The 21,292-nt window shown below is 61.5% G+C and carries 18 protein-coding genes; 8 read left to right on the top strand and 10 right to left on the bottom strand.

What is annotated here, in order from left to right; all coding sequences use genetic code 11:
• Nucleotide 1: 1 nt before the first annotated feature.
• The 3 genes from OSJ75_RS18035 to OSJ75_RS18045 form a co-directional block, all read right to left on the bottom strand.
• Nucleotides 2-1,198, bottom strand: coding sequence for a glycine C-acetyltransferase (locus OSJ75_RS18035; RefSeq protein ID WP_267228998.1), 1,197 nt, complete (start codon nucleotides 1,196-1,198; stop codon nucleotides 2-4).
• Between the two features lie 103 nt (nucleotides 1,199-1,301).
• Entirely contained in the window at nucleotides 1,302-3,116 is a 1,815-nt protein-coding gene (locus tag OSJ75_RS18040; protein ID WP_267228999.1) for an ABC transporter ATP-binding protein, read from the bottom strand.
• Between the two features lie 9 nt (nucleotides 3,117-3,125).
• Nucleotides 3,126-4,322: an aminotransferase class V-fold PLP-dependent enzyme gene (locus OSJ75_RS18045; protein WP_250019596.1), complete on the bottom strand. Its 1,197-nt coding sequence runs from the start codon at nucleotides 4,320-4,322 to the stop codon at nucleotides 3,126-3,128.
• A 116-nt stretch (nucleotides 4,323-4,438) separates the two neighbouring features.
• Between OSJ75_RS18045 and OSJ75_RS18050 the strand changes: the two genes are divergently transcribed.
• On the top strand, nucleotides 4,439-5,248 hold the full coding sequence (locus OSJ75_RS18050) for an IclR family transcriptional regulator (RefSeq protein ID WP_250019536.1): 810 nt from the start codon (nucleotides 4,439-4,441) through the stop codon (nucleotides 5,246-5,248).
• A 7-nt stretch (nucleotides 5,249-5,255) separates the two neighbouring features.
• On the opposite strand, the gene OSJ75_RS18055 is transcribed toward OSJ75_RS18050, so the two are convergent.
• The 7 genes from OSJ75_RS18055 to OSJ75_RS18085 all read right to left on the bottom strand — a co-directional run bounded on the left by OSJ75_RS18055 (nucleotide 5,256) and on the right by OSJ75_RS18085 (nucleotide 13,942).
• Nucleotides 5,256-5,750 (bottom strand): RidA family protein, encoded by a 495-nt coding sequence (locus OSJ75_RS18055; RefSeq protein WP_250019535.1) that lies wholly within the window; start codon nucleotides 5,748-5,750, stop codon nucleotides 5,256-5,258.
• A gap of 9 nt (nucleotides 5,751-5,759) precedes the next feature.
• Entirely contained in the window at nucleotides 5,760-6,971 is a 1,212-nt protein-coding gene (locus OSJ75_RS18060) for an amidohydrolase/deacetylase family metallohydrolase (protein WP_250019534.1), read from the bottom strand.
• Nucleotide 6,972: 1 nt separating this feature from the next.
• The gene (locus tag OSJ75_RS18065; protein WP_250019533.1) at nucleotides 6,973-7,842 is read right to left on the bottom strand and encodes an ABC transporter permease; all 870 of its coding nucleotides are present in this window, start codon (nucleotides 7,840-7,842) and stop codon (nucleotides 6,973-6,975) included.
• Complete coding sequence (locus OSJ75_RS18070) at nucleotides 7,842-8,783, bottom strand: ABC transporter permease (protein WP_250019532.1); 942 nt, start codon at nucleotides 8,781-8,783, stop codon at nucleotides 7,842-7,844. Before OSJ75_RS18070 ends, OSJ75_RS18065 begins: the two co-directional genes overlap by 1 nt.
• 58 nt (nucleotides 8,784-8,841) lie before the next feature.
• Nucleotides 8,842-10,374, bottom strand: coding sequence for an ABC transporter substrate-binding protein (locus OSJ75_RS18075; protein ID WP_250019531.1), 1,533 nt, complete (start codon nucleotides 10,372-10,374; stop codon nucleotides 8,842-8,844).
• A 143-nt stretch (nucleotides 10,375-10,517) separates the two neighbouring features.
• A complete protein-coding gene (gene rhaI / locus OSJ75_RS18080) occupies nucleotides 10,518-11,807 on the bottom strand; it encodes an L-rhamnose catabolism isomerase (protein WP_267229000.1) in 1,290 nt (429 codons plus the stop codon).
• Between the two features lie 38 nt (nucleotides 11,808-11,845).
• Entirely contained in the window at nucleotides 11,846-13,942 is a 2,097-nt protein-coding gene (locus tag OSJ75_RS18085; protein WP_267229001.1) for a bifunctional rhamnulose-1-phosphate aldolase/short-chain dehydrogenase, read from the bottom strand.
• A 207-nt stretch (nucleotides 13,943-14,149) separates the two neighbouring features.
• Between OSJ75_RS18085 and OSJ75_RS18090 the strand changes: the two genes are divergently transcribed.
• Genes OSJ75_RS18090 through OSJ75_RS18120 form a run of 7 tightly spaced genes read left to right on the top strand, consistent with a single transcriptional unit; the run spans nucleotide 14,150 to nucleotide 21,275 of the window.
• Nucleotides 14,150-14,956 carry a DeoR/GlpR family DNA-binding transcription regulator gene (locus OSJ75_RS18090; protein WP_250019528.1) on the top strand — a complete coding sequence of 269 codons (807 nt, stop codon included), beginning with the start codon at nucleotides 14,150-14,152 and terminating at the stop codon, nucleotides 14,954-14,956.
• Between the two features lie 45 nt (nucleotides 14,957-15,001).
• The gene (gene rhaS / locus OSJ75_RS18095; protein WP_250019527.1) at nucleotides 15,002-16,000 is read left to right on the top strand and encodes a rhamnose ABC transporter substrate-binding protein; all 999 of its coding nucleotides are present in this window, start codon (nucleotides 15,002-15,004) and stop codon (nucleotides 15,998-16,000) included.
• A 59-nt stretch (nucleotides 16,001-16,059) separates the two neighbouring features.
• Nucleotides 16,060-17,592, top strand: a complete 1,533-nt coding sequence (locus OSJ75_RS18100; protein WP_267229002.1) for a sugar ABC transporter ATP-binding protein — start codon at nucleotides 16,060-16,062, stop codon at nucleotides 17,590-17,592.
• The gene (locus OSJ75_RS18105; protein ID WP_267229101.1) at nucleotides 17,592-18,590 is read left to right on the top strand and encodes an ABC transporter permease; all 999 of its coding nucleotides are present in this window, start codon (nucleotides 17,592-17,594) and stop codon (nucleotides 18,588-18,590) included. Before OSJ75_RS18100 ends, OSJ75_RS18105 begins: the two co-directional genes overlap by 1 nt.
• Nucleotides 18,587-19,588 (top strand): ABC transporter permease, encoded by a 1,002-nt coding sequence (locus OSJ75_RS18110; RefSeq protein ID WP_250019525.1) that lies wholly within the window; start codon nucleotides 18,587-18,589, stop codon nucleotides 19,586-19,588. Before OSJ75_RS18105 ends, OSJ75_RS18110 begins: the two co-directional genes overlap by 4 nt.
• Nucleotides 19,588-19,908: an L-rhamnose mutarotase gene (gene rhaM, locus OSJ75_RS18115; protein ID WP_267229102.1), complete on the top strand. Its 321-nt coding sequence runs from the start codon at nucleotides 19,588-19,590 to the stop codon at nucleotides 19,906-19,908. The genes OSJ75_RS18110 and rhaM overlap by 1 nt, the downstream gene beginning before the upstream one ends.
• Nucleotides 19,905-21,275, top strand: a complete 1,371-nt coding sequence (locus OSJ75_RS18120; protein ID WP_267229003.1) for an FGGY-family carbohydrate kinase — start codon at nucleotides 19,905-19,907, stop codon at nucleotides 21,273-21,275. Before rhaM ends, OSJ75_RS18120 begins: the two co-directional genes overlap by 4 nt.
• Nucleotides 21,276-21,292: the final 17 nt, after the last annotated feature.

Consider the following 21,292-nt stretch of genomic DNA (forward strand, 5'->3'; position numbering starts at 1 on the left):
GTCAGTTCGCTCCGATAATTCCAAGCTCGCGTCCGACTTCGGCGAAGACTTCGATTGCGCGGGCCACATCGTCGCTCGTATGGGCGGCGGACATCTGCGTACGGATACGCGCCTGTCCCTTGGGTACGACAGGGAATGAAAAACCTATCACATAGACGCCTTTTTCAAGCATGCGTGCGGCCATTTGCTGGGCCAGCGCGGCATCCCCGAGCATGACCGGGATGATCGCATGATCGGCGCCGGCGAGCGTGAAGCCGAGCTTTGTCATGTCGCGCCGAAAATGCTCGGCATTCGCCTGCAGCCTCGAGCGCAATTCGCCCCCGCTCTCGATGAGATCGAAAACCTTGAGCGAGGCAGCGGCAATGACCGGCGCAAGCGTGTTGGAGAACAGGTAGGGCCGCGAGCGCTGCCGGAGCCATTCGACGACTTTCGCCGATGCCGACGTATAGCCGCCGGACGCGCCGCCGAGCGCCTTGCCGAGCGTGCCGGTGATGATGTCTATCCGGCCTTCGACGCCGCAATGTTCGGGCGAGCCGCGGCCATGCTTGCCGACGAAGCCGACGGCATGGCTGTCGTCGACCATGACCATGGCGCCATATTTGTCGGCGAGATCGCAGATGCCGCCGAGATTGGCGATAATGCCGTCCATCGAGAAGACACCGTCCGTCGCGATCATCTTGAAGCGGCTGCCTTCGGCCTTCTTCAATTCTTCCTCAAGCGCCGCCATGTCATTATTGGCGTAGCGGAACCGCTTGGCCTTGGAGAGCCGCACGCCGTCGATGATCGAGGCATGGTTGAGGGAGTCGGAGATGATCGCGTCTTCCTCGCCAAGCAATGTTTCGAACAGTCCGCCATTGGCATCGAAACAACTCGAATAGAGGATGGTGTCCTCCATGCCGAGAAAGCTCGAAATGCGGCTTTCCAGCTGCTTGTGTTCCTCCTGCGTGCCGCAGATGAAGCGAACCGAAGCCATGCCATAGCCGTAACGGCTCAGTGCCGCTCTGGCAGCCTCCGCCAGTTCCTCATTATCGGCAAGGCCGAGATAATTGTTGGCGCAGAAGTTCAGGACCTTTGCGCCGGATGCGACCTCGATCCTGCCCGATTGCTTGGAGGTGATGACGCGCTCGGATTTGTAGAGCCCGGCGTCCTTCAGCTCTTCCAATTCTGCCGAAATATGTTCGATGAAAGACTTGGTCATGGCGGTCCCGATGTCGACACGGTCAATTGATGCCGGTTGTCATCTCATGAACCGCCTGACGGCTCAAGTCCGTATTCGTCCGGAGCTCCAGAATACGCCCTGTTCAGACCTGGACGAGATGGCCGGCGGCGACTTCCCTATATTGCCGCTCGGGCATGACGAAGTCTGGCGGGCGAACCGGGCTCCTGATCTCGTCATTGGAAACAGGCCGTTTCAGGCCACGCCTCGAAGGATCGGGGACGGGTACCGCGGAAATGAGTTTCTTCGTATAGGGATGCTGCGGATTCTCGAATATGGCGGCGCGCGAACCGATCTCGACGATTTCCCCGAGATACATCACCGCTATGCGGTGGCTGACGCGCTCGACGACCGCGATATCGTGGGAAATGAAGAGGAATGCCAGGTTCAGGCTCGCCTGGAGGTCGAGCAGCAGGTTGATGACCTGCGCCTTGATCGAAACGTCGAGCGCCGACACGGATTCGTCCGCGACGATCAGCTTCGGATCCAGTGCCAGCGCGCGGGCGATGCAGACGCGCTGACGCTGGCCGCCGGAAAACTCGTGCGGATAGCGCGCCGCCATATCGGCGGACAGCCCGACCCGCTCCAGAAGATCGCTCACCTTTTCCCGCGCTTGCGAGCGCGAGCCAAGCCGGTGTTCGAGAAACGGCTCGGCAATGGCGGCGCCCACCGTCATGCGCGGGTTTAGACTGGCGAAGGGATCCTGGAAGATCATCTGCATCGTCCGGCGCGCGGCCTTCATCTGTGCTGCGTCCATGGTCAATACGTCCTGTCCGTTCAGGAGCACCTCGCCCGATTGTGGCTGCACCAGCCGCATGATCGAACGGCCGGTCGTCGACTTGCCGCAGCCGGACTCGCCGACAAGCGAAAGCGTTTCGCCCGGCTGCAGCGAGAATGACAGGTTCTCGACCGCATGGACCCGTCCCTCCAGCTGGCCGAACATGCCGGAATGAATGTAGAAACGGGTCGTCAGGTTGCGCACTTCGAGCAGCGGCGGCTTGTCCGCCTGCACGGTGTCGGCCGCCTCGACCGGCTGATCGGAGGTGCCGGTGAGCTTGTCCACGACCGGGAACCGCAAGGGTCTTGTATGGCCCTGCATCGAACCGAGAATCGGCACGGCGGAGAGCAGAGAACGCGTATAGGCGTGTTGCGGGCGCTGGAAAATATCGGCGGTAGCACCGGTTTCCACTGCCTCGCCATTATACATGACGACGGTACGGTCGGCGATTTCGGCGACGACGCCCATGTCGTGCGTAATGAAAAGGACGGAGGTGCCCTCCTCGTCCTGCAGCAGCTTTATCAGATCGAGGATCTGCCCCTGGATAGTCACGTCCAGTGCCGTCGTCGGCTCATCGGCGATCAGCAGTTTCGGCTTGCTGGCGAGGGCCATGGCGATCATCACCCTTTGCCGCATGCCGCCGGAGAACCGATGCGGAAATTCGTCGAACCGGGCCTTTGCCGCCGGGATGCGCACCTTTTCCAGAAGACGGATGGTTTCGGCCTTGGCGTCCGCCCGCGACATGTCATGGTGGCAGAGCAGCGCTTCGCTGATCTGCCGGCCGATGGTGAAGAGCGGGTTCAGGCTGGTCATCGGCTCCTGGAAGATCATGGCGACGTCATTGCCGCGAACGTCGCGCATGCTCCGCTCGGGCAGCGCCAGGATGTCCTTGCCGCCGAGCATTATCCGGCCTTCGATGCGGCTCTTGTCCTTCTGGAGCAGCCGCATGATCGACAATGACGTCACGCTCTTGCCGGAACCGGATTCGCCGACGATCGCCACGGTTTCGCGCGGCGCGACGTCGAAGGACACGTTGCGAACCACCGGCCGCCATTTGCCATCCGCCAGGAAGGATGTGGTCAGGTTGGAAACCGAAAGAACCGGGCTGGTCACTCTATCCATTGCGTTTCCTCAATCCGGCCATTGCAGGAGTTTGTCGATACGCGCGGCGTAGCGTTTCTCATATGGCGTGGCGATGATCTCGTTCGACTGGCGCGCCTTGCTCAACTCCTCGTCCAGACGGGCGGCGACGATCTCCGCCTCGCCAGGATGGAGATTGCACGGGTCCATGTAGAAATAGCCATGCTCGGTTTCATGATCGCGAACGATCACCGGACGCGCTCCCGAAGCCAGGGCATCCGCGAGATCCCAGGCCGTGATATGCGCCTCCTGCGGATCGATGGTTACGCGCAGCCGGTCGAGCGGATTGTGGGTCGGGTCCGGCTCCAGCGCCGTGGCAACGCCCGGCCTGCCGGCAAGGGTGCGCTGCCACAGATCGAGATAGCCGCTTTCGGTGGCGCGGATTGCCGCATGATCGCGCTTTTCCCATGCCTCCAGCGCGGCAATCGTGCCGAGGATGCTTTCCTTGCCGACCTTCATCCCACGGCCGATGCCGCGATTCTGCAGAAACGCGCTGCGAACGAGGGATTTTGAACCGGCGACGATGCCACCCGTAGGGCCGCCCAGGAACTTGTGCGAGGAATAGAGCACCACATCGGCACCCTGTTCCAGGAACAGCCGCAGATCATATTCGGACGCCGCATCGACGATGACCGGAACGCCCCGCGCATGGCAGGTCTCGGCAAATTGCTTCAGGCCGATAAGCCCGTACTGGACGGTGTGGTGCGAAACCACGAAGACGGCCGCCGCCGTCCGTTCATTGATGGCGCCATCGAGATGATAGGGATAGCAGGAGGTTGCCTGGCCGATATAGATGGCCTTGGCGCCAGCGAGCCGGATGCCCTGATCGACCGGCGCGCCATAGCTGACGACCTGGCCGGTCTGGATGATGACTTCGTCCTTGAGGCCGGTCGCATCCGGCAGTCGCTCGATGGCAGCCAGATCATCGCCAGTCATCGCACCTGCCACGGCAAGCGTGATGCCGGCTGAACAGGACGCCGTGACGAAGCCCGCCTCGCCGCCGGTGAGACGCGCGATGACGGGACTGGCGATCTTGTGCAATTCGTTGATCTCGACGAATTCCGGCAGGATGGCGGCAACGGCAGCCACCGCTTCCGGCACGACGATCGACGCCCCCAATGCCGTCATGGTCCCGGAGACGTTGATGACGGGCCGCAGTTTCCGCGCTGCGCGAATATCGGGTGCCAGGCTCAGATCAGTCATGAAGGTCTCCATTGCAAGGAAATAAGTTCCATTTCTTTGGCATATGCCGTAATAATGTAATAGCTTTCGCCAGAATCCTTCACCAAAGGGGAGCCGGACACTTGGACAGCACTTCCATCGCGCAGACTGAAGCGGCCTCTCAAAAGGCGAAGCGCTCGCGCGTGAGCGGAATAGATCGCGCGCTGCAGGTCATCGACTATCTTTATGACACCGGGAGCGCGGTCGGCGTCTATGCCATAGCCAAGGCGATCGGCGCTCCGCTTTCCACCGTCTATGTCATCATCGACGATCTGGTCGAGAAGAACCTTCTGTCCCGCAACCGGGATGGAACGGTCTGGCTCGGTGCGCGGCTCTACCATTACGGCCTGGCCTATGGTCGGTCGCTGGATTTTCTCAACGTGGCCAATCACGAAATGCACGATCTGAGCCGCCTTGCCGGCGAGACCGTGCAGGTTTGCGGCCGCGATGGAGATCATATGATCGTTCTCGCCATGGCCGATGGCCCCGGTCACTTCCAGGTCGCCTCGCGCGTCGGAACGCGCGTGCCGTTGAACTGGACGGCTTCCGGCCGGCTTCTCGTCGGACACCTGCCCGAGCAGGAGCGCCTCGATCTTTTCGAACATTGCGCCAAATCCTCGCCGACTGGCCGGGCCATCATCGATCCCGCCGCGCTGTCCACTGCGGCGAGCGAGGCCCTCAAGACGCGCATTTCCATCCAGGCCGGCGAGTCGGATTACGCCGTCGCCTGCGTGGCCTCGCCGATCTGCGACGACAAGGGCGCCTGCATCGCCACGATATCGATCGTCCTCGCCGAGCAGAAGATCGCCGAGAACCCGGAACGCTATACGGCCGAGGTCATGGCGTCGGCGGAGCGGATCGAGACGGTTATGGGCTGGCGCGGTCATTCCTGATCTTCCGTCAGCTCTTCAAGGCGACGATCGCCTCGATCTCGACTGTGATGTTGCCCGGCAGCGAGCCGAAACCCACGGCCGAACGGGCATGATTTCCAGCCTCGCCAAACACCTCGATCAATAGGTCGGAGCAGCCATTGATCACCGAAGGATGGTCGCCGAATTCAGGTATGGCATTGACCATGCCGAGCAGCTTTACGACGCGCTTGACCCGGCCGAGATCACCCAGCGCGGATTGCATGACCGCGAGCAGGTTGATGCCTGTCAGCCGCGCATGGTGGTAAGCGTCCGCGGCGGAGACGTCCCGCCCGACCTTGCCCGTATGGAGGAAGCCGTCATCCTCGCGCGGCCCCTGCCCCGACAGATAGAGAAGATTGCCCTCCTGGATATGGGTGACGAAGTTCGCAATGGGGCTTGGCGGTGGCGGCAGCACCACGCCGAGCGCCTTCAGCCGCTCATAGGGCGACTGGGTCTCGGCGATCGTATCGGAATTGGAATTCACGACGGGGTCCTAACGGTAAGAATAGGGCGCAATGGCGCCGGATGTTTCGGGTTTCTGCGGCTGGTGGCGGCTCGCGGAATGGGTTTCGTTGCCGAGAACGACGAGCCTCGGCTCGAAAAGCCTGTCGAGTTGTGCTTCGTAGCCCATGGAGTCGATGACGCGCAGATCTGAATCGGCAAGATCGAAAAGGGTAAAGTCGGCGCGCGTTCCCTTCGCAAGCAGGTTCTCCGTCGGCAGGCCGATGGCAGATGCCGGCGAGATGGTGACGGCCTCGACCACCTTGTCGAAAGGCATGCCGACGCTGAGCAGCTTGGACATGGTGGTGCTGAGGTCCCAGACCGAGAAATTGAGGCTGCGCAGGTGGATATCGGTGGAGATGGAAAACGGCAGCAGCCCGCGCTGGATTGCAACTTCAGCCACACGGAACGAGAACGATGCGCCACCATGGCCGATATCAAGACGGATGCCCTCGCCGGCACAACGCTCCGCCAGCTCGAACAGGTCGTCATCTTCGATGATGCTGCTGCCCACCTTGCCGTTGAAGCAATGGGTGATGATATCGCCCGGCCCGAGGATTTCGAGCACTTCCTCATAGAGCGCCGGCGGTTCGCCGACATGCACCATCATCGGGATCTTCAGGATCTTGGCGATCTTCTTGCCGAGCTTTACCGGGGTCACGCCCCATGAACCGGTAATGACATGGCTGGCGCGCACCTTCAGGCCGACGATGTGATCGCGGTTCTCGTTGACGCAGGCGACAGTGCGGTCGATGTCGATCGAACGGATATCGCTCAACTCGCTGACGCGATTGCAGGCAACAAGGCCGATCGACCCGAGGTTGAGGAACGCCTTGATGCGCTCCTTGGCGGGATCGATGATATATTCACGGAACCCATGGAAATTCGCCTCGCCGGCCGAGCCCGCATCGACGATCGTCGTGACGCCGCGCTCGATACCGCAAAGCTGCGGGCGCACGGATATGTCCGTGCCGCCGTGCCAGATATGGGTGTGAAGATCCACCCAACCCGGCGAGATCCAGGAACCGCCGCCATCCACGCGCTTGATATCGCCCGGCACATCGAGCGACGGCCCATGGTCGGCGATGGTACCGTCGGCGCCGATAAGGATGTCGATGGTACCGGAAGGCGTGGAAGGACCGAAAGCAACCGGTTTGACATTGGTTACCAGGAGGCGCCCATCGGTTGCTGGGGAGGCTTGCATTTCAGAGATCCTTTCTTAGGCGTGGGTCGAGAAGGTCGCGGAACCCGTCGCCAACCATTTGCAGTGACAGCACGGCAAGCACGATGGCGACGCCTGGGAAAAGCGTCATCCAGTCGGCGGTGCCGATATATTGGCGCCCGGCCGCTATCATGGTTCCCCAGGTGGGGATTTCGGGGCTGACGCCGAGGCCGAGGAAGGACAGACCCGCCTCTGCAAGCATGGCATTGGCGAAAAGAAACGTTCCCTGCACCAGGATCGGCGACAGCAGATTGCGCAATATGTGCCGCGTCATGATGTGCCAGGTGGAAATGCCGAGCGACGTCGCCGCCTCCACGTAGGGCAATTCGCGGATTACCAGCGTCGAAGCGCGCACGACACGCGCGAGGCGCGGCGCATAGACGATGCTGAGCGCGATGATGACCGTCGTGAGCGAGGGGCCGAGCGCCGCGACGAGTGCGATCGCCAGCAGAATATCCGGAAATGCCATCATCGCATCGATCAGCCGCGTGATCGGCGCATCCAGCCGGTGAAAGAAGCCGGCGAGCATGCCGAGCGTCACGCCGATCACCGATGCCAGGATCACGACGGCGAAGCCGACGAGCAGCGACAGCCGTGCCGCGAAGATGGTGCGGGAAAATACGTCCCGGCCAAACTCATCCGTGCCGAACAGCCAGCGCGCATCCGGCGGTTTCAGACGGTTGACGATCGAAAGCTTGTTGGGCGCATAGGGCGTTATGACTGGCGCGAGCGCCGCGAGCAGCACGAAGAGGACGAGGACGATCAGCCCGAACAGCACGGTCTTGCGCTTGATCAGCGTCCTCAGGAACTTTGCCCGCTCGGTTCGCGGTGCCGCAGTGGAGATATCGGCCATCAGTAGCGAACCCTCGGATCGACAAGAAGATAGAGCATGTCGATGGCAAAATTGATGAGCACGTAAAGTGCGGCGATGATCAGCAGCGCGCCCTGGATGACGGGATAATCCCGCCGCAGCACGGCCGAAACGACAAGACTGCCGACGCCGGGAAGACCGAAGACGGTTTCGGTGACGACGGCGCCCGAGACAAGCACGGCAGCGGTGAGGCCGATGACCGTCAGGATGGGAATGAGCGCGTTCTTGAACGCATGTTTCAACACCACGCTGCGCTCCTCGACACCCTTGGCACGGGCGGTGCGGATATAGTCATCGCCGAGCACGTCGAGCATCGAAGCACGGGTGAAGCGCATGATGAGGGCCGAGGACACGATGCCCAGCGCGAAGGACGGCAGGACCAGATAGCCGAGACGCTCGTGCAGCGCCGTTCCCGGCCCACCATAGCCGGAGACCGGAAACAGGCCGAAGCGAACGGAAAATATCTGCATCAGGATCAGGCCGAGCCAGAAGCTCGGAATGCTCGCCGCCAGCATGGCAAGGGCGGTGGCGGCCTGGTCGAACAGGGAACCGCGCCGATAGGCGGCATAGATGCCGATGGGAATGGCGATGATGCTGGCGATGGCGAGCGAGAACACCGTCAGGAAGAATGTCGGCTCGGCCCGTTGCACCAGCGCCTGCAGCACCGGCTGATTGAGGAAGATCGATTGACCGAGATCGCCCTGCAACAGGTTGCCGATGAAATAGAAATATTGCAGCGGTATCGACTGATCGAGCCCGAGTTGCTGGCGCAAGGCGGCGATATCGGCCGCCGTCGCCTCCGGTCCGAGCATCACGGCAGCAGGATCGCCCGGTGTCACCCGGACGATGACGAAGACGATCGTCACCACCAGGAACATCACGATGATCATGCCGATAAAGCGTTGTATGATGTAACGGAGCATCTGCTTGACGAAATCCTTGCGGCAGCAATGCGGCGGGCAGCCAGCCCGCCGGGCGGCGCTATTGCTGTTTCAGCGAAACGTTCCAGAAGTACGGCCAGGGCGCGGGCGTGAACCCTTCGAGCTTGGGCGATTTGGCCGACAGCGCGTTGAAATCGCCGATCTTGATGATCGGCACCTCCGCATAGATCACCTTCTGCACCTCGGCCCAGAGCGCGATGCGCTTTTGCGGGTCGACTTCCGCGTTGAACGCATCGACAGCCACCTTGCGTGCGGGCGTATCCCAATTGCCGGGGGCGCTGGTCGACAGCGATCCGATCAGCGCGGGCTCCGGAAGGAATGGGCTGTGGCTGATATAGATGTCCCAGAGCTTGGGGTCGGCGCGGCGCTGCGTCAGCGTCGCCCAATCGACGACCTGCATGTCGACGGTGAAGCCGGCAGCCTTCAGATATTCGGCCGCAACCTGGGCCATCTTGTAGTGGAACTCATATTGCCGGCTGGTGAGAATACGGATCGGCTCGCCATTGTAGCCGGCCTTCTTCATCAGTTCGCCGGCCTTTTCCGGGTCGGCGACATTATAGGCGCCCTCGGTGCCGGCATCGGTCTTCCAGCTATAGCCATCGGGGTAGAGCGAGGCGTTGAGCGCGTAGAATTCGGGGCTGCCGAACGCCGCCGCCATCATGTCTTCCATGCTGAGCGCATCACGTATGGCGAGGCGGATATCCTGGTTCTTGGTGATACCGGCCGCGGTATTCATGACGAAGACCGGCCATCCGAACGGCTTGAGCAGGACCGGTTCGGCCGTGGTCTGGCCCTTCAGCCGCTCATAGGCTTCGACGGGCAAACTATCCACATAGTCGAACTGGCCGGAAACTGCGCCTTCCACGCGGGTGTTCGCGTCCGGTACAGGCACGAAGCGGATCTCGTCGAGATATTGATGCCGCGCACCGCCATAGCCGTTTTCTTCGCCCTCGATCGACTTGTAGGCGTCAAAACGCTCGAGCTGGATATATTGGTCCGGCTTGCGCTCCTTCAGCTTGTAGGGTCCGGTTCCGACCGGCTCCGTCATCGGGTTCTGCTGCTTCTCGCTCGGGAGGATGATTGCTGCGGCATTGTTGAAGGCCAGCAGCGACAGCAGCGGCGCATGCGGCGCGTTCAGGGTGATCTTCACCGTCGCCGCATCGGGCGCCTCGATCGAGGTGATCAGCGGAGCGACCTGCTTGCCGCGCGATGCGAGCTCCGTCCACCGCTTCAGCGAAGCAACGACGTCGGCCGAATCCATGTCGGTTCCGTCGTGGAACTTCACGCCCGTGCGCAGCTTGATCGTATATACTTTTCCATCCGCCGAAATCTCGGGCAGCGCGGCGGCCAGCAAGGGAGTCGGGTTCCAGCTCTTGTCGAAGGTATACAGGGTCTCGAAAATGTGCTGCGAGACGATGCCGACAAGATCGGCCGTCGATGCCATGGCATCCAGCGTCGGCGGTTCGCCGATGGTCGCCACATTGATGACGCCGCCCTTGGATTGCGCGAAGGCGGATATATTGCTGGCGACGATCGCGGTTCCGAGCAGCAGCGCGAGTTTTAAAGCTTGCATCATGTTCCCCTGCATTGTTCTATAATTATGGATTAAAGTGCCTTATAGTAGAATAAGAACAAAAGCTGCATGGGATGTCAATGCAAAAAGGCAGCGCGCGGCGCTGCCTTTGCCGTTGATGAACCGGGAGATGCGAGGTTTGGCTAGACGATGCCGCCACCGCCGGCAATGGCGGCGGGCCTTTCCTTGCCGATACTGGCGCGATAGCCGCTCCGGCGATAGGCGGCTATCGGGTCGATGGCCCCACCAGAACGCAGGCGGGCTTCCGCCAGTATGGGCTCGACATCGGTGCGGTAGGCAATTTTCAGTGCCTGCGCCGCCATCAGCGCATCATTGTCGTCCTGATAGCCCTCCAGTGCCTCGCGGTCCACAAGCATGGCCTGGGCATAGGCCCGCCGAATCTCGTTGGCGCTGCTGATGAGGCTTTCGATCGGATCGGTCACATTGTGCGACTGGTCGATCATATGCGCCGGCTGGAAACCCTCAGCGCCGCGCCGCTCCGCATCGACGAGCTCGTTGAACACCAGGAACAGCCGGTATGGATCGATGGAGCCGGCGTCGAGATCGTCATCGCCATATTTCGAATCGTTGAAATGGAAGCCGCCGAGCTTGCCGAACTGGATCAGCCGCGAAACGATCATTTCAATGTTGGTATTGGGCGCATGATGACCGAGGTCGACGAGGCAGAACGCCTTGGGGCCGAGCGTCTGCGCAATAAGATAGTTGGTACCCCAGTCCTGGACCACCGTCGAGTAAAAGGCCGGTTCGAACATCTTGTGTTCCGAGAACAGCCGCCAATCATCCGGCAGCGCCTGGTAGATCTGCGCCATGGAATCCAGATAGCGCTCGAACGACCTGGCGAAATTGCTCTGGCCGGGGAAGTTGGACCCGTCACCGATCCACACCGTCAGCGCTTTCGAGCCTAGCGCCTTGCCGATCTCGATACATTCAAGATTGTGTTCGACCGCCTGGCTGCGCGTCGCCGCATCGACATGGCTCAGCGATCCATATTTATAGGAATGGGCCTGATCGGGCGCGTCCGAGAAGGTATTGGAGTTCATGGCATCGAAGCCGAGTCCCAATCCCTCGGCGCGTTGCTTCAGCTTCTGCACGTCCGCCTTGTCCCAGGGAATATGCAGCGAAACCGTGGGCGTCGCCCTCGTCAGCTGGTGGATGACGCCGCAATCGTCCAGCTTGTCGAAAATATCGCGAGGCTCGCCTCTCCCCGGGAACCGCGCGAAACGCGTGCCTCCCGTGCCGACGCCCCACGAAGGCACCGCGACGAAGAACTCTGCAACCTTCGCAGTTATCTGCTCGATGTCGATGCCGCGCCGCGCCAATTGAGCGCCGAGCACCTCATAGTCGCTTTTCTGCGCCGATTGCAGCCGTCCGTTTTCCTCAACGATCAGCTCGTCGCTTATCCGCTCAACCATTCTATCCTCCCCGACAATCTTAGCGTGTAAGCCCTGGCCTAGCGTGTAAAGCTCTGCGCGTTGCCCGCATCGACATTGATGATATTGCCCGTGGACTTGGACGAAGCATCGGATGCGAGGAAATAGATCGCTTCGGCGATATCTTCCGGGAACACGTTCAGTTTCAGCATCGAGCGTTTGCGATAATGCTCCTCGAGTTCGTCGACCTGGAGATTGGAGGACGCGGCGCGCTGCTCGCGCCACTCGCCGTTCCAGATTTTCGAACCGCGCAGCACAGCATCGGGATTGACGGTATTCACCCGGATGCCGGCCTCCGCACCTTCAAGCGCGAGACAGCGGGCGAGATGAATCTCGGCAGCCTTGGCCGCGCAATAGGCGCTTGCGTTCGGCGAGGCGGCGAGACCATTCTTCGAGGCGACGAACACGATATTGCCGCCCAGCCGCTGGCGCCGGAACAGGCGGAACGCTTCCCGCGACACGAGGAAATAGCCGGTCGCCAGAATATCCATGTTGCGGGACCAGACCGACAATTCGGTGCTCTCGATCGGTGCGGCGGATGCGATGCCCGCATTGGAGACAAGAATGTCGATGCCACCGAACTCGGCGGTCGCCTCGGCGAAACCGGCAGCAACGGCGGACTCGTCCGTGACGTCGAGCTTGACGCTGCGAACCGTGTCGGCGGTGAAGCGCTTGGCGAAGTCGGTTTGCGCGGCGGCAAGCGCGGCATCGTCGATATCGGCAAGCACGACGCAGGCGCCCTCGCCCAACAGCCTCTCGGCCGTGGCGCGGCCTATGCCGCCGGCACCGCCGGTGACGAAGGCGACACGACCGGCAAGCGATTTCGGCTTCGGCATGCGCTGCAGCTTGGCCTCCTCGAGCAGCCAGTATTCAATGTCGAACGCCTCCTGCTCCGGCAGGCCCTGATATTCCGATACGGTCGAGGCGCCGCGCATGACGTTGATGGCATTGACGTAGAACTCGCCGGCGATCCGCGCCGTCGCCTTGTCCTTGGCGAAAGACAACATGCCGACGCCGGGTATGAGGAAAATGACCGGATTCGGATCTCGCATGGGCGGCGAATTGTCGTGCCTGCAGGCATTATAATAGCGGGCATAGTCGGCACGGTAGGCCTCGAGCGCCTGATCCAGCGCAGCAATGACGGCGTCCGCATCGGGATTGGCGGCGTCGAAATCCAGCACCAGCGGCCGGATCTTCGTGCGCAGGAAATGGTCGGGACAGCTGGTGCCGAGCGCGGCAAGGTCGCGGAGCGCCCGGGAGTTCACGAATTCAAGCACGGCTGGCTGGTCGTCGAAATGGCCGAGCTTGCGCTCCGCCTGTCCGATGCGCCCGCGGATTTCCGGCATCAACCGCGCAGCGACGTCGCGCCGGGCCTTTGCATCGAGGCTGCCGCCAACCGCGCCGCCGAATATCTCTTTTCTGGCCGTCTGATCCTCGAACCAGACGATCGCCTTGTTGATGACATCGAGCGTCAGTTCATAGCATTCCCTGGCATCATCGGCCCAGGTAAAGAGCCCGTGGCTCTCCAGAACGACGCCTTTGGCGCTTGGATTGGCGGCAACGAAGGCGCCAAGATCGAGACCGAGCTGGAAACCGGGCCGACGCCAGGGCAGCCAGCCGATGTCATCGCCGAAGACCTGCCGGGTCAACTCGCGCGAGTTCTTCGAGGCTGCAATCGCAATGATGGCGTCGGGATGCATATGGTCCACATGCCTGAAGGGCACGAAGCCGTGAAGCGGCGTGTCGATCGAGGCAGCGCGGGAATTGAGGTTGAACGTGCAATGCGGCAGGAAGCCGACCATCCTGTCCTCATCCTCGACGCCCTTGTAGATCGATTTCAACGAATGCAGCTTGTCGAGATAAAGCGTGGCGAAGCCATCGAGCTTGATCGTGCCGACATCGCCGCCGGAGCCCTTCACCCAGAGGACCTCGACGGGCTCGCCCGTCAGCGGATCGGTCTCCGTTACCTTGGCGGAGGTATTGCCGCCGCCATAATTCGTGATGCGCTTGTCCGCACCGAGAAGATTCGACCGGTAAAGGAGCTTGCCGGGCTCGTCCAGGTTGGCCGCCTTGGCATCGTCCCAGCGATTATCAAGAAGTTTTACCTTGTCTGCCATTTGCGCCTCCCGGAAATATATTCAAGGCCGTCATCGCGCCTTCTGAGTTTCCCTAGCTATGGGCAGATCGGAATTTGATGTCAATCATAAACAATCATGTTCGATCATAAACTTCCATGCTGCAGCGCAATATGAAATTATATGATTGAAGTTGATTGACACCAATCCCGATTATGCGCATTAAATACGGCCAGGAGGAGCATTTGCATGCATGAGCGCGAACGCCACCGCATCATCCTGAGCGCCGTTCAGGAAAAGCCGGTCATCACGGTCCAGGACATTGCGGAACTGACGGAAGCGTCGGAAGCAACGATCCGCCGCGACATCGCCGCGCTTCATGTGCAGGGCAAGTTGCGCCGCGTGCGTGGCGGTGCCGAGGCGGTGCATCCGTTACAGCTCGCCCCCCTCGCCGGACGGCATTTTCATGTCTCCGAATCCGAAAATGCCGACAAGAAGCGCGCCATCGCCCGCGAGGCCGTCGCCCTTTGCGACGAAGGCGATGCCATCATCATCAATGGCGGCACCACGACATTCCAGATGGTGCATTTCCTCGCATCGCGCCGCCTGCAGATCATGACCAATTCCTTCGCCATCGCAGAGCATCTGGTGAAAAACTCGAAAAGTTCGGTGACGATTCCGGGCGGGGCGATCTACCGTGAGCAGAGCATCATCCTGTCGCCGTTCGACAATGACGTGACGCGCAATTTCTATGGAAAGCGCATGTTCATGGGCGCGCAGGGCGTCGGTTCGTTCGGAGTGATGGAATCCGACGCACTGATCATCCAGGGCGAGCAGAAACTGATCAACCAGGCGGACGAACTCGTTCTCCTGGTCGACTCGACCAAGTTCCAGCGGCGTTCCAGCCTGATACTCTGCCCACTCCAGCGGGTCTCCACCATCATCACGGATGATGGCATCGCCGAGGCCGACCGCAGGTTGGTCGAGGAGGCGGGCGTCAAGCTGATCGTGGCGAAAGTACAGGACAAATCCAGAAACTCCGCATCGGTAGCCTAGCTGCCGATGTGACCGGGTAAGACAGTCAATCTTTGGGAGGATGACATGAAACGATTGAAACAACTGATATTGGGGTCGGCATTCGCGGTCGCCATGGTGGCGTCGCAGGCCTATGCGGCAGAGACAGTGAAGATCGGCCTTGTGGCGAAATCGCTTGGAAACGGCTTCTTCGAAGCTGCGAACAAGGGCGCGCAGGAGGCAGCCAAGGAACTCGGCGATGTCGAGGTCATCTATACGGGCCCGACATCGACGACTGCCGAAGGGCAGATCGAGGTCATCAATTCGCTGATCGCCCAGAACGTCAATGCGATCGCCATTTCCGCCAATGACCCGGACGCGGTCGTGCCGGTACTGAAAAAGGCCATGCAGCGCGGCATCAAGGTCATTTCGTGGGATTCTGCCGTCGGCAAGGAAGGCCGCGTCGTGCACCTCAACCCTTCGTCGAACGAGCTCATCGGCAAGATGTGCCTGCAGCTCGCCGCGGATCACCTGCCGGACGGCAAGGGCGATTTCGCCATTCTCTCGGCAACCACGACCTCGACCAACCAGAACACCTGGATCGAGGAGATGAAGAAGCAGTTGCCGAGCTTTCCGGGTCTCAACCTCGTGACTACCGTCTATGGCGATGACCTTGCCGACAAGAGCTATCGCGAAGCGCAGGGCCTCTTGACCTCGCAACCGAACGTCAAGGTGATCGTCGCTCCGACGACGGTCGGCGTGCTTGCCGCCTCGCAGGCCGTCGCCGATGCCAAGAAGATCGGCGACGTCTATGTCACCGGCCTCGGCCTGCCCTCCGAGATGGCGGGCGCCATCAAGTCCGGCGCAACCAAGGAATTCGCCATCTGGAACCCGATCGACCTCGGCTATTCCGCCACGCAGATCGCCTATCGGCTGGTGAAGGAGGAAACCGACGGCGCGCCGGGCAGCGAGATCGCTGCGGGCCGCATGGGCAAGATCAAGATCGGCGACAATGGCGAAGCCGCCATGGCCGATCCCTTCGTCTATGATGCGAAGAACATCGACGAGTTCTCGAAAATATTCTGATCGCTGAACATTGTGCAGGGCCCGGCAGTCCGCTGCCGGGCATTTTTTCCGGTAGTTTCATGAGCCAATCCGCCCAGCCCGAGCCAGTTACCGATGTCCCGCTGCTTGAAATGCGTGGCGTCTCCAAGTCCTTTCCCGGCGTGATGGCGCTGGACGGCGTGGATATCGCGCTTTTCGCCGGCAAGGTCACTGCCCTGATCGGCGAGAACGGCGCAGGGAAATCGACGCTGGTCAAGATCTTGACCGGCATCTACGCGGCCGATGCCGGCGAGATCCTGGTCGACGGCGCGCCGGTGCATTTCGCCAATGCTCAGGACGCCATCAATGCCGGCGTGACCGCCATTCACCAGGAAACGGTGCTGTTCGACGAATTGTCGGTCGCCGAGAACATCTTCCTTGGCCACGCGCCGAGAACGCGCCTTGGCTTCGTCGACTGGAAGGCGGTCAATGCACGCGCACTGGCGCTGCTCCATTCGCTGGAAAGCAACATCGACCCCCGCATTCGCCTGAAGGACCTGTCGATCGCGCAACGGCATCTCGTCGCGATCGCGCGCGCCCTGTCGGTCGATGCCCGCATCGTCATCATGGACGAGCCGACGGCCGCCTTGTCGCGCAAGGAAGTCGATGACCTGTTCCAGATCGTCCAGCGTCTGAAGGGACAGGGCAAGGCGATCCTCTTCATCAGCCACAAATTCGATGAAGTCTATGAAATCGCCGATCATTATGCCGTATTCAGGGATGGCCGGGCCGTTGGCAGCGGCGAGCTGGCCGGCGTGAGCCAGGATGAGATCGTCCGCCTGATGGTCGGGCGCTCCATCGCCCATGCCTTCCCGAAGGCGGAGGTCCGATTGGGCGAGACGGTGCTTTCGGTGGAAGCCTATACGCATCCGACCGAGTTCAGGAACATATCCTTTGCCCTGCGCAAGGGCGAAATATTCGGCATTTACGGGCTCGTCGGCGCGGGACGTTCGGAAATATGCCAGTCGCTGTTCGGCATCACGCGACCTTCGGCGGGCCGGCTGGTGCTGGAGGGCCGCGAGATCGCCATCTACTCTCCCGGCGATGCCATCGGGGCCGGCATCGTCTACGTACCGGAAGAGCGCGGCCGCCATGGCGCCGTACTGCAATTGCCGATCTACCAGAACATCTCGCTGCCTTCGCTGAGCCGCACCTCGCGCTCGGGCTTCCTGCGCGCCGCCGAGGAATTCGCCCTCGCCCGCAAATATGCCGAGCGCTTCGACCTGCGTGCCGCGGCGCTGTCCGTCCCGGTCGGAACGCTGTCCGGCGGCAATCAACAGAAGGTCGTCATCGGCAAATGGCTCGCCACGCAGCCGAAGATACTCATCCTGGACGAGCCGACCAAGGGCATCGACATCGGGTCGAAGGCTGCCGTGCATGCCTTCATCAGCGAACTCGCCAGCGAGGGGCTCAGCATCATCATGGTATCATCGGAACTACCCGAAATCGTCGGCATGTCGGATCGCGTCATGGTCATGCGCGAAGGGCTCTCCGCCGGCATATTCGAACGGGACGGGCTCAACCCTGAAGCGCTGGTCCGGGCCGCAACCGGCAATGCGGGTATCCAGCCATGATCAAATATCTGCTCCGCTACCGTGAAATCCTGCTGGTCGTCATCATCGCCGTCCTCCTCGCGGTGTTCTCCACCCGCTCGCCGGGCTTCGCCCGTCCCGCCAATCTGTCGAACATCTTCAACGACACTTCGATCCTTATCATCCTTGCGCTGGGCCAGATGGCGGTCATATTGACCAAGTCGATCGATCTTTCCGTGGCGGCGAACGTCGCCTTCACCGGCATGGCGGTGGCAATGCTGAACGCCGCCTATCCGGGGCTTCCCCTGATCGTGATCCTCGCCGCTGCGCTTGGCATCGGCGCGGTACTCGGGGCGTTGAACGGCATCCTGGTCTGGAAGCTCAACATCCCCTCCATCGTCGTCACGCTCGGAACATTGACCATCTACCGCGGCATGGCCTTCGTCCTTTCCGGCGGCGGATGGGTGAATGCCCACCAGATGACGGAATCCTTCCTCCAGACACCGCGCCAGATCTTCCTCGGCCTGCCGCTCCTCGGCTGGACCGCAATCCTGATCGTCGCGGCGATGTATCTTGTCATGTCCCGGACATTGCTCGGCCGCGCCATATATGCTTCCGGCGGCAATCCCGCCGCCGCCGTCTATGCGGGGATCGATGTCGGCCGCACGCGCTTCCTTGCCTTCACCATCTCGGGCACCCTGGCAGGACTGTGCGGCTATCTCTGGGTCTCGCGCTATGCCGTCGCCTATGTGGACATCGCCGCCGGCTTCGAGCTCGACAGCGTCGCCGCCTGCGTCATCGGCGGCATCTCGACCCTTGGCGGCATCGGATCGGTCGCCGGGGCAGTGCTCGGCTCGCTGTTTCTCGGCGTCATCAAGAACGCCTTGCCCGTCATCAACATCTCGCCATTCTCGCAGATGGCCATATCGGGTGCGGTCATCATCGCCGCGGTCGTCTTCAATGCCAGGCAGGAGCGCCGCCGCGGCCGCATCATCCTGCGCGATCGTGGTGCATCCGAGCAGATCGAGGGAGTAACATGAGCACCATGCAGGAAAAGCGGAACATTCCCGACCGGCTCGGCACATCGACGGCGCGATTGCTCGGAAGCTGGGAGATGCTGCTTCTGGGCGTTGCGATCCTGATATTCATCGCCAACGCATTTGCCTCGCCCTATTTTCTCAATGCCTGGAACCTGTCCGATGCGACCTTCAACTTCACGGAGAAGGCGCTGGTGGCCTTCGCCATGGCGCTGCTGATCATTGCCGGTGAAATCGATCTCTCGGTCGCCGCGATCATCGCGCTGGCTTCCACGGCCATGGGAGCCGCGGCACAGGCGGGCGTCGGCAGCTTCGGCCTCGTCATGATCGGCATCGGCGTCGGCCTTGGCTGCGGCATCGTCAACGGCACGCTCGTTTCGGTATTGCGGCTGCCGTCGATCGTCGTCACCATCGGCACGATGAGCCTGTTTCGAGGCATCGCCTATATCGTTCTCGGCGACAAGGCCTATGGCGGCTATCCGGATTCCTTCGCCTATTTCGGCCAGGGCTATGTCTTCTGGGTCATTTCGTTCGAATTCGCCCTGTTCGTCGTCTTTGCGATCGGTTTTGCGATCCTCTTGCATGCGACGAATTTCGGGCGGCGCATCTATGCCATAGGCAACAATGAATTCGCCGCGCGGTTCTCCGGCATCCGCGTCGAACGCATCAAGTTCATCCTGTTCCTGTTGACGGGCCTGATGTCGGGCATCGCCGCCATCTGCCTCACCTCGCGCCTCGGCTCGACGCGACCATCGATAGCGCAGGGCTGGGAACTTGAAATCGTGACGATGGTCGTGCTTGGCGGCATATCGATCCTCGGTGGTTCCGGCCGCATCGGCGGGGTCGTCATAGCAGCCTTCGTCATGGGTCTCGTCACCTTCGGCCTCGGCCTGCTCAATGTCCCCGGCATCGTCATGTCCATCTTCATCGGCCTGCTGCTGATCGTCACGATCACGCTGCCGATCCTCATCCGCCAGATCAGGCAAAGGGCCACGGCATGATCCGGACGGAACGATACGCCTTCACCATGCAGCTCAACCCGGGCATGGAAGAGGAATACAGGCGCAGGCATGATGCGATCTGGCCGGAGCTTGTCGATCTCCTGCACGACGCCGGCATCAGCGATTATTCCATCCATCTCGACCGGGCGACCGGTACGCTGTTCGGTGTCCTGACGCGCCACGACGGCCATGGCATGGAGGCGCTTCCGGGCCACCCCGTCATGAAGAAATGGTGGGAGCATATGGCGGACATCATGCGGACGAACCCCGACAATTCGCCTGTGCAAACCGAACTCGCCTGCCTTTTCCACCTGCCATGAACGCTGCGGGTAACATCGCCGTCCTCGATGTCGGCAAGACCAACGCCAAGCTGGTGATCGTCGATGCGCGCTCCGGCAAGGAGGTCGCCGCACGCAACACCGCCAACCGCGTTATCGATAGCGGGCCCTATCCCCATCATGATGTCGATGCGCTGTGGCAGTTCTTCACCGAGGCGCTGCGTTCATTCGCCCGGGAGCCCGGCTTCGACGCCATATCCGTCACCGCGCACGGCGCCGCGGCAGCATTGCTCGGCGCGGACAAACTGGCGATGCCGGTCATCGATTATGAATTCATCTATCCTGAAATGGTGCAGGGGGAATATGACGCGATCCGTCCCGATTTCGCCGAAACGGGCTCGCCCCGCCTGCCCGGCGGGCTGAACGTCGGGGCGCAGTTGCACTATCAGAAGACGTGTTTCCCGGCCGATTTCGCCAATGTGCGAAAGATCGTCACCTATGCGCAATATTGGACGTGGCAGCTGACCGGCATCGCCGTCAACGAACTGACGTCGCTTGGTTGCCATACCGATCTATGGAACCCACATCAGGGCGGTTTCTCCAGCCTCGTCGGCAGGCTTGGCATTGCCGGACTTCTCGCGCCGATCAAGCCCGCCTTCGAGCCCATCGGCAAGCTCACGCCGGGACTCACTCAGACGCTCGGCCTGCCCGCGCCGGTGCCGGTCTATTGCGGCATCCATGATTCCAATGCTTCGCTCCTTCCGCATCTCGTCAGCCGCGAAGCACCATTCTCGGTCATATCGACCGGCACCTGGGTCGTGTGTTTTGCAGCGGGCGGCCAGATCGCCACGCTCGATCCGCTGCGCGACACGCTGATCAATATCGACGCCCACGGCAATCCGGTGCCCTCGGCCCGCTTCATGGGCGGACGGGAGTTCGACATTGCATGTCGCGGCAATGCCGCGACGGAACCGAATGCGGCCACCATCGCGCGCGTCATCGAGAACAGGCATATGATCCTGCCTGCCCTTGTCGCCGGCTCCGGACCCTTTCCGCAGACGCATGCCGCAGTGCCCGATCTTGCCTCGCTCGACCCCGAGGAACGGGTGGTCGTCGCCTCGCTCTATGCGGCTCTGATGACGCAGACATGTCTTCAGCTGATCAGCGGCGCGGGGATAACGATCGTCGAGGGGCCGTTCGCGCGCAACGGCGTCTACCTGTCGGCCCTGCGAACATCGACCGGACGCGACGTGATTGCCTGGCCGGGCTCCACCGGCACCAGCCTCGGCGCAGCGATCCTCGCCGGTGCACAGGCGCCATCCTCCGATGGCGGGGTGATGGCGACGCCGCTCGATGTCGATTTCAGCGATTATGCACGCCTATGGCACCAGCGGGCACGCGCGTCCTGATCCATGAAAACAAAAAA

This window comes from Phyllobacterium sp. 0TCS1.6A (genome assembly GCF_026420825.1).
Taxonomy (GTDB): domain Bacteria; phylum Pseudomonadota; class Alphaproteobacteria; order Rhizobiales; family Rhizobiaceae; genus Phyllobacterium.

Excerpts from the sequence above, each read along its gene's own strand:
- OSJ75_RS18035 (WP_267228998.1), bottom strand. The coding sequence starts at position 1,198 with ATGACCAAGTCTTTCATCGAACATATTTCGGCAGAATTGGAAGAGCTG.
- OSJ75_RS18040 (WP_267228999.1), bottom strand. The coding sequence starts at position 3,116 with ATGGATAGAGTGACCAGCCCGGTTCTTTCGGTTTCCAACCTGACCACA.
- OSJ75_RS18060 (WP_250019534.1), bottom strand. The coding sequence starts at position 6,971 with ATGCAAGCCTCCCCAGCAACCGATGGGCGCCTCCTGGTAACCAATGTC.
- OSJ75_RS18065 (WP_250019533.1), bottom strand. The coding sequence starts at position 7,842 with ATGGCCGATATCTCCACTGCGGCACCGCGAACCGAGCGGGCAAAGTTC.
- OSJ75_RS18070 (WP_250019532.1), bottom strand. The coding sequence starts at position 8,783 with ATGCTCCGTTACATCATACAACGCTTTATCGGCATGATCATCGTGATG.
- OSJ75_RS18075 (WP_250019531.1), bottom strand. The coding sequence starts at position 10,374 with ATGCAAGCTTTAAAACTCGCGCTGCTGCTCGGAACCGCGATCGTCGCC.
- rhaI (WP_267229000.1), bottom strand. The coding sequence starts at position 11,807 with ATGGTTGAGCGGATAAGCGACGAGCTGATCGTTGAGGAAAACGGACGG.
- OSJ75_RS18085 (WP_267229001.1), bottom strand. The coding sequence starts at position 13,942 with ATGGCAGACAAGGTAAAACTTCTTGATAATCGCTGGGACGATGCCAAG.
- OSJ75_RS18090 (WP_250019528.1), top strand. The coding sequence starts at position 14,150 with ATGCATGAGCGCGAACGCCACCGCATCATCCTGAGCGCCGTTCAGGAA.
- rhaS (WP_250019527.1), top strand. The coding sequence starts at position 15,002 with ATGAAACGATTGAAACAACTGATATTGGGGTCGGCATTCGCGGTCGCC.
- OSJ75_RS18100 (WP_267229002.1), top strand. The coding sequence starts at position 16,060 with ATGAGCCAATCCGCCCAGCCCGAGCCAGTTACCGATGTCCCGCTGCTT.
- OSJ75_RS18110 (WP_250019525.1), top strand. The coding sequence starts at position 18,587 with ATGAGCACCATGCAGGAAAAGCGGAACATTCCCGACCGGCTCGGCACA.
- OSJ75_RS18120 (WP_267229003.1), top strand. The coding sequence starts at position 19,905 with ATGAACGCTGCGGGTAACATCGCCGTCCTCGATGTCGGCAAGACCAAC.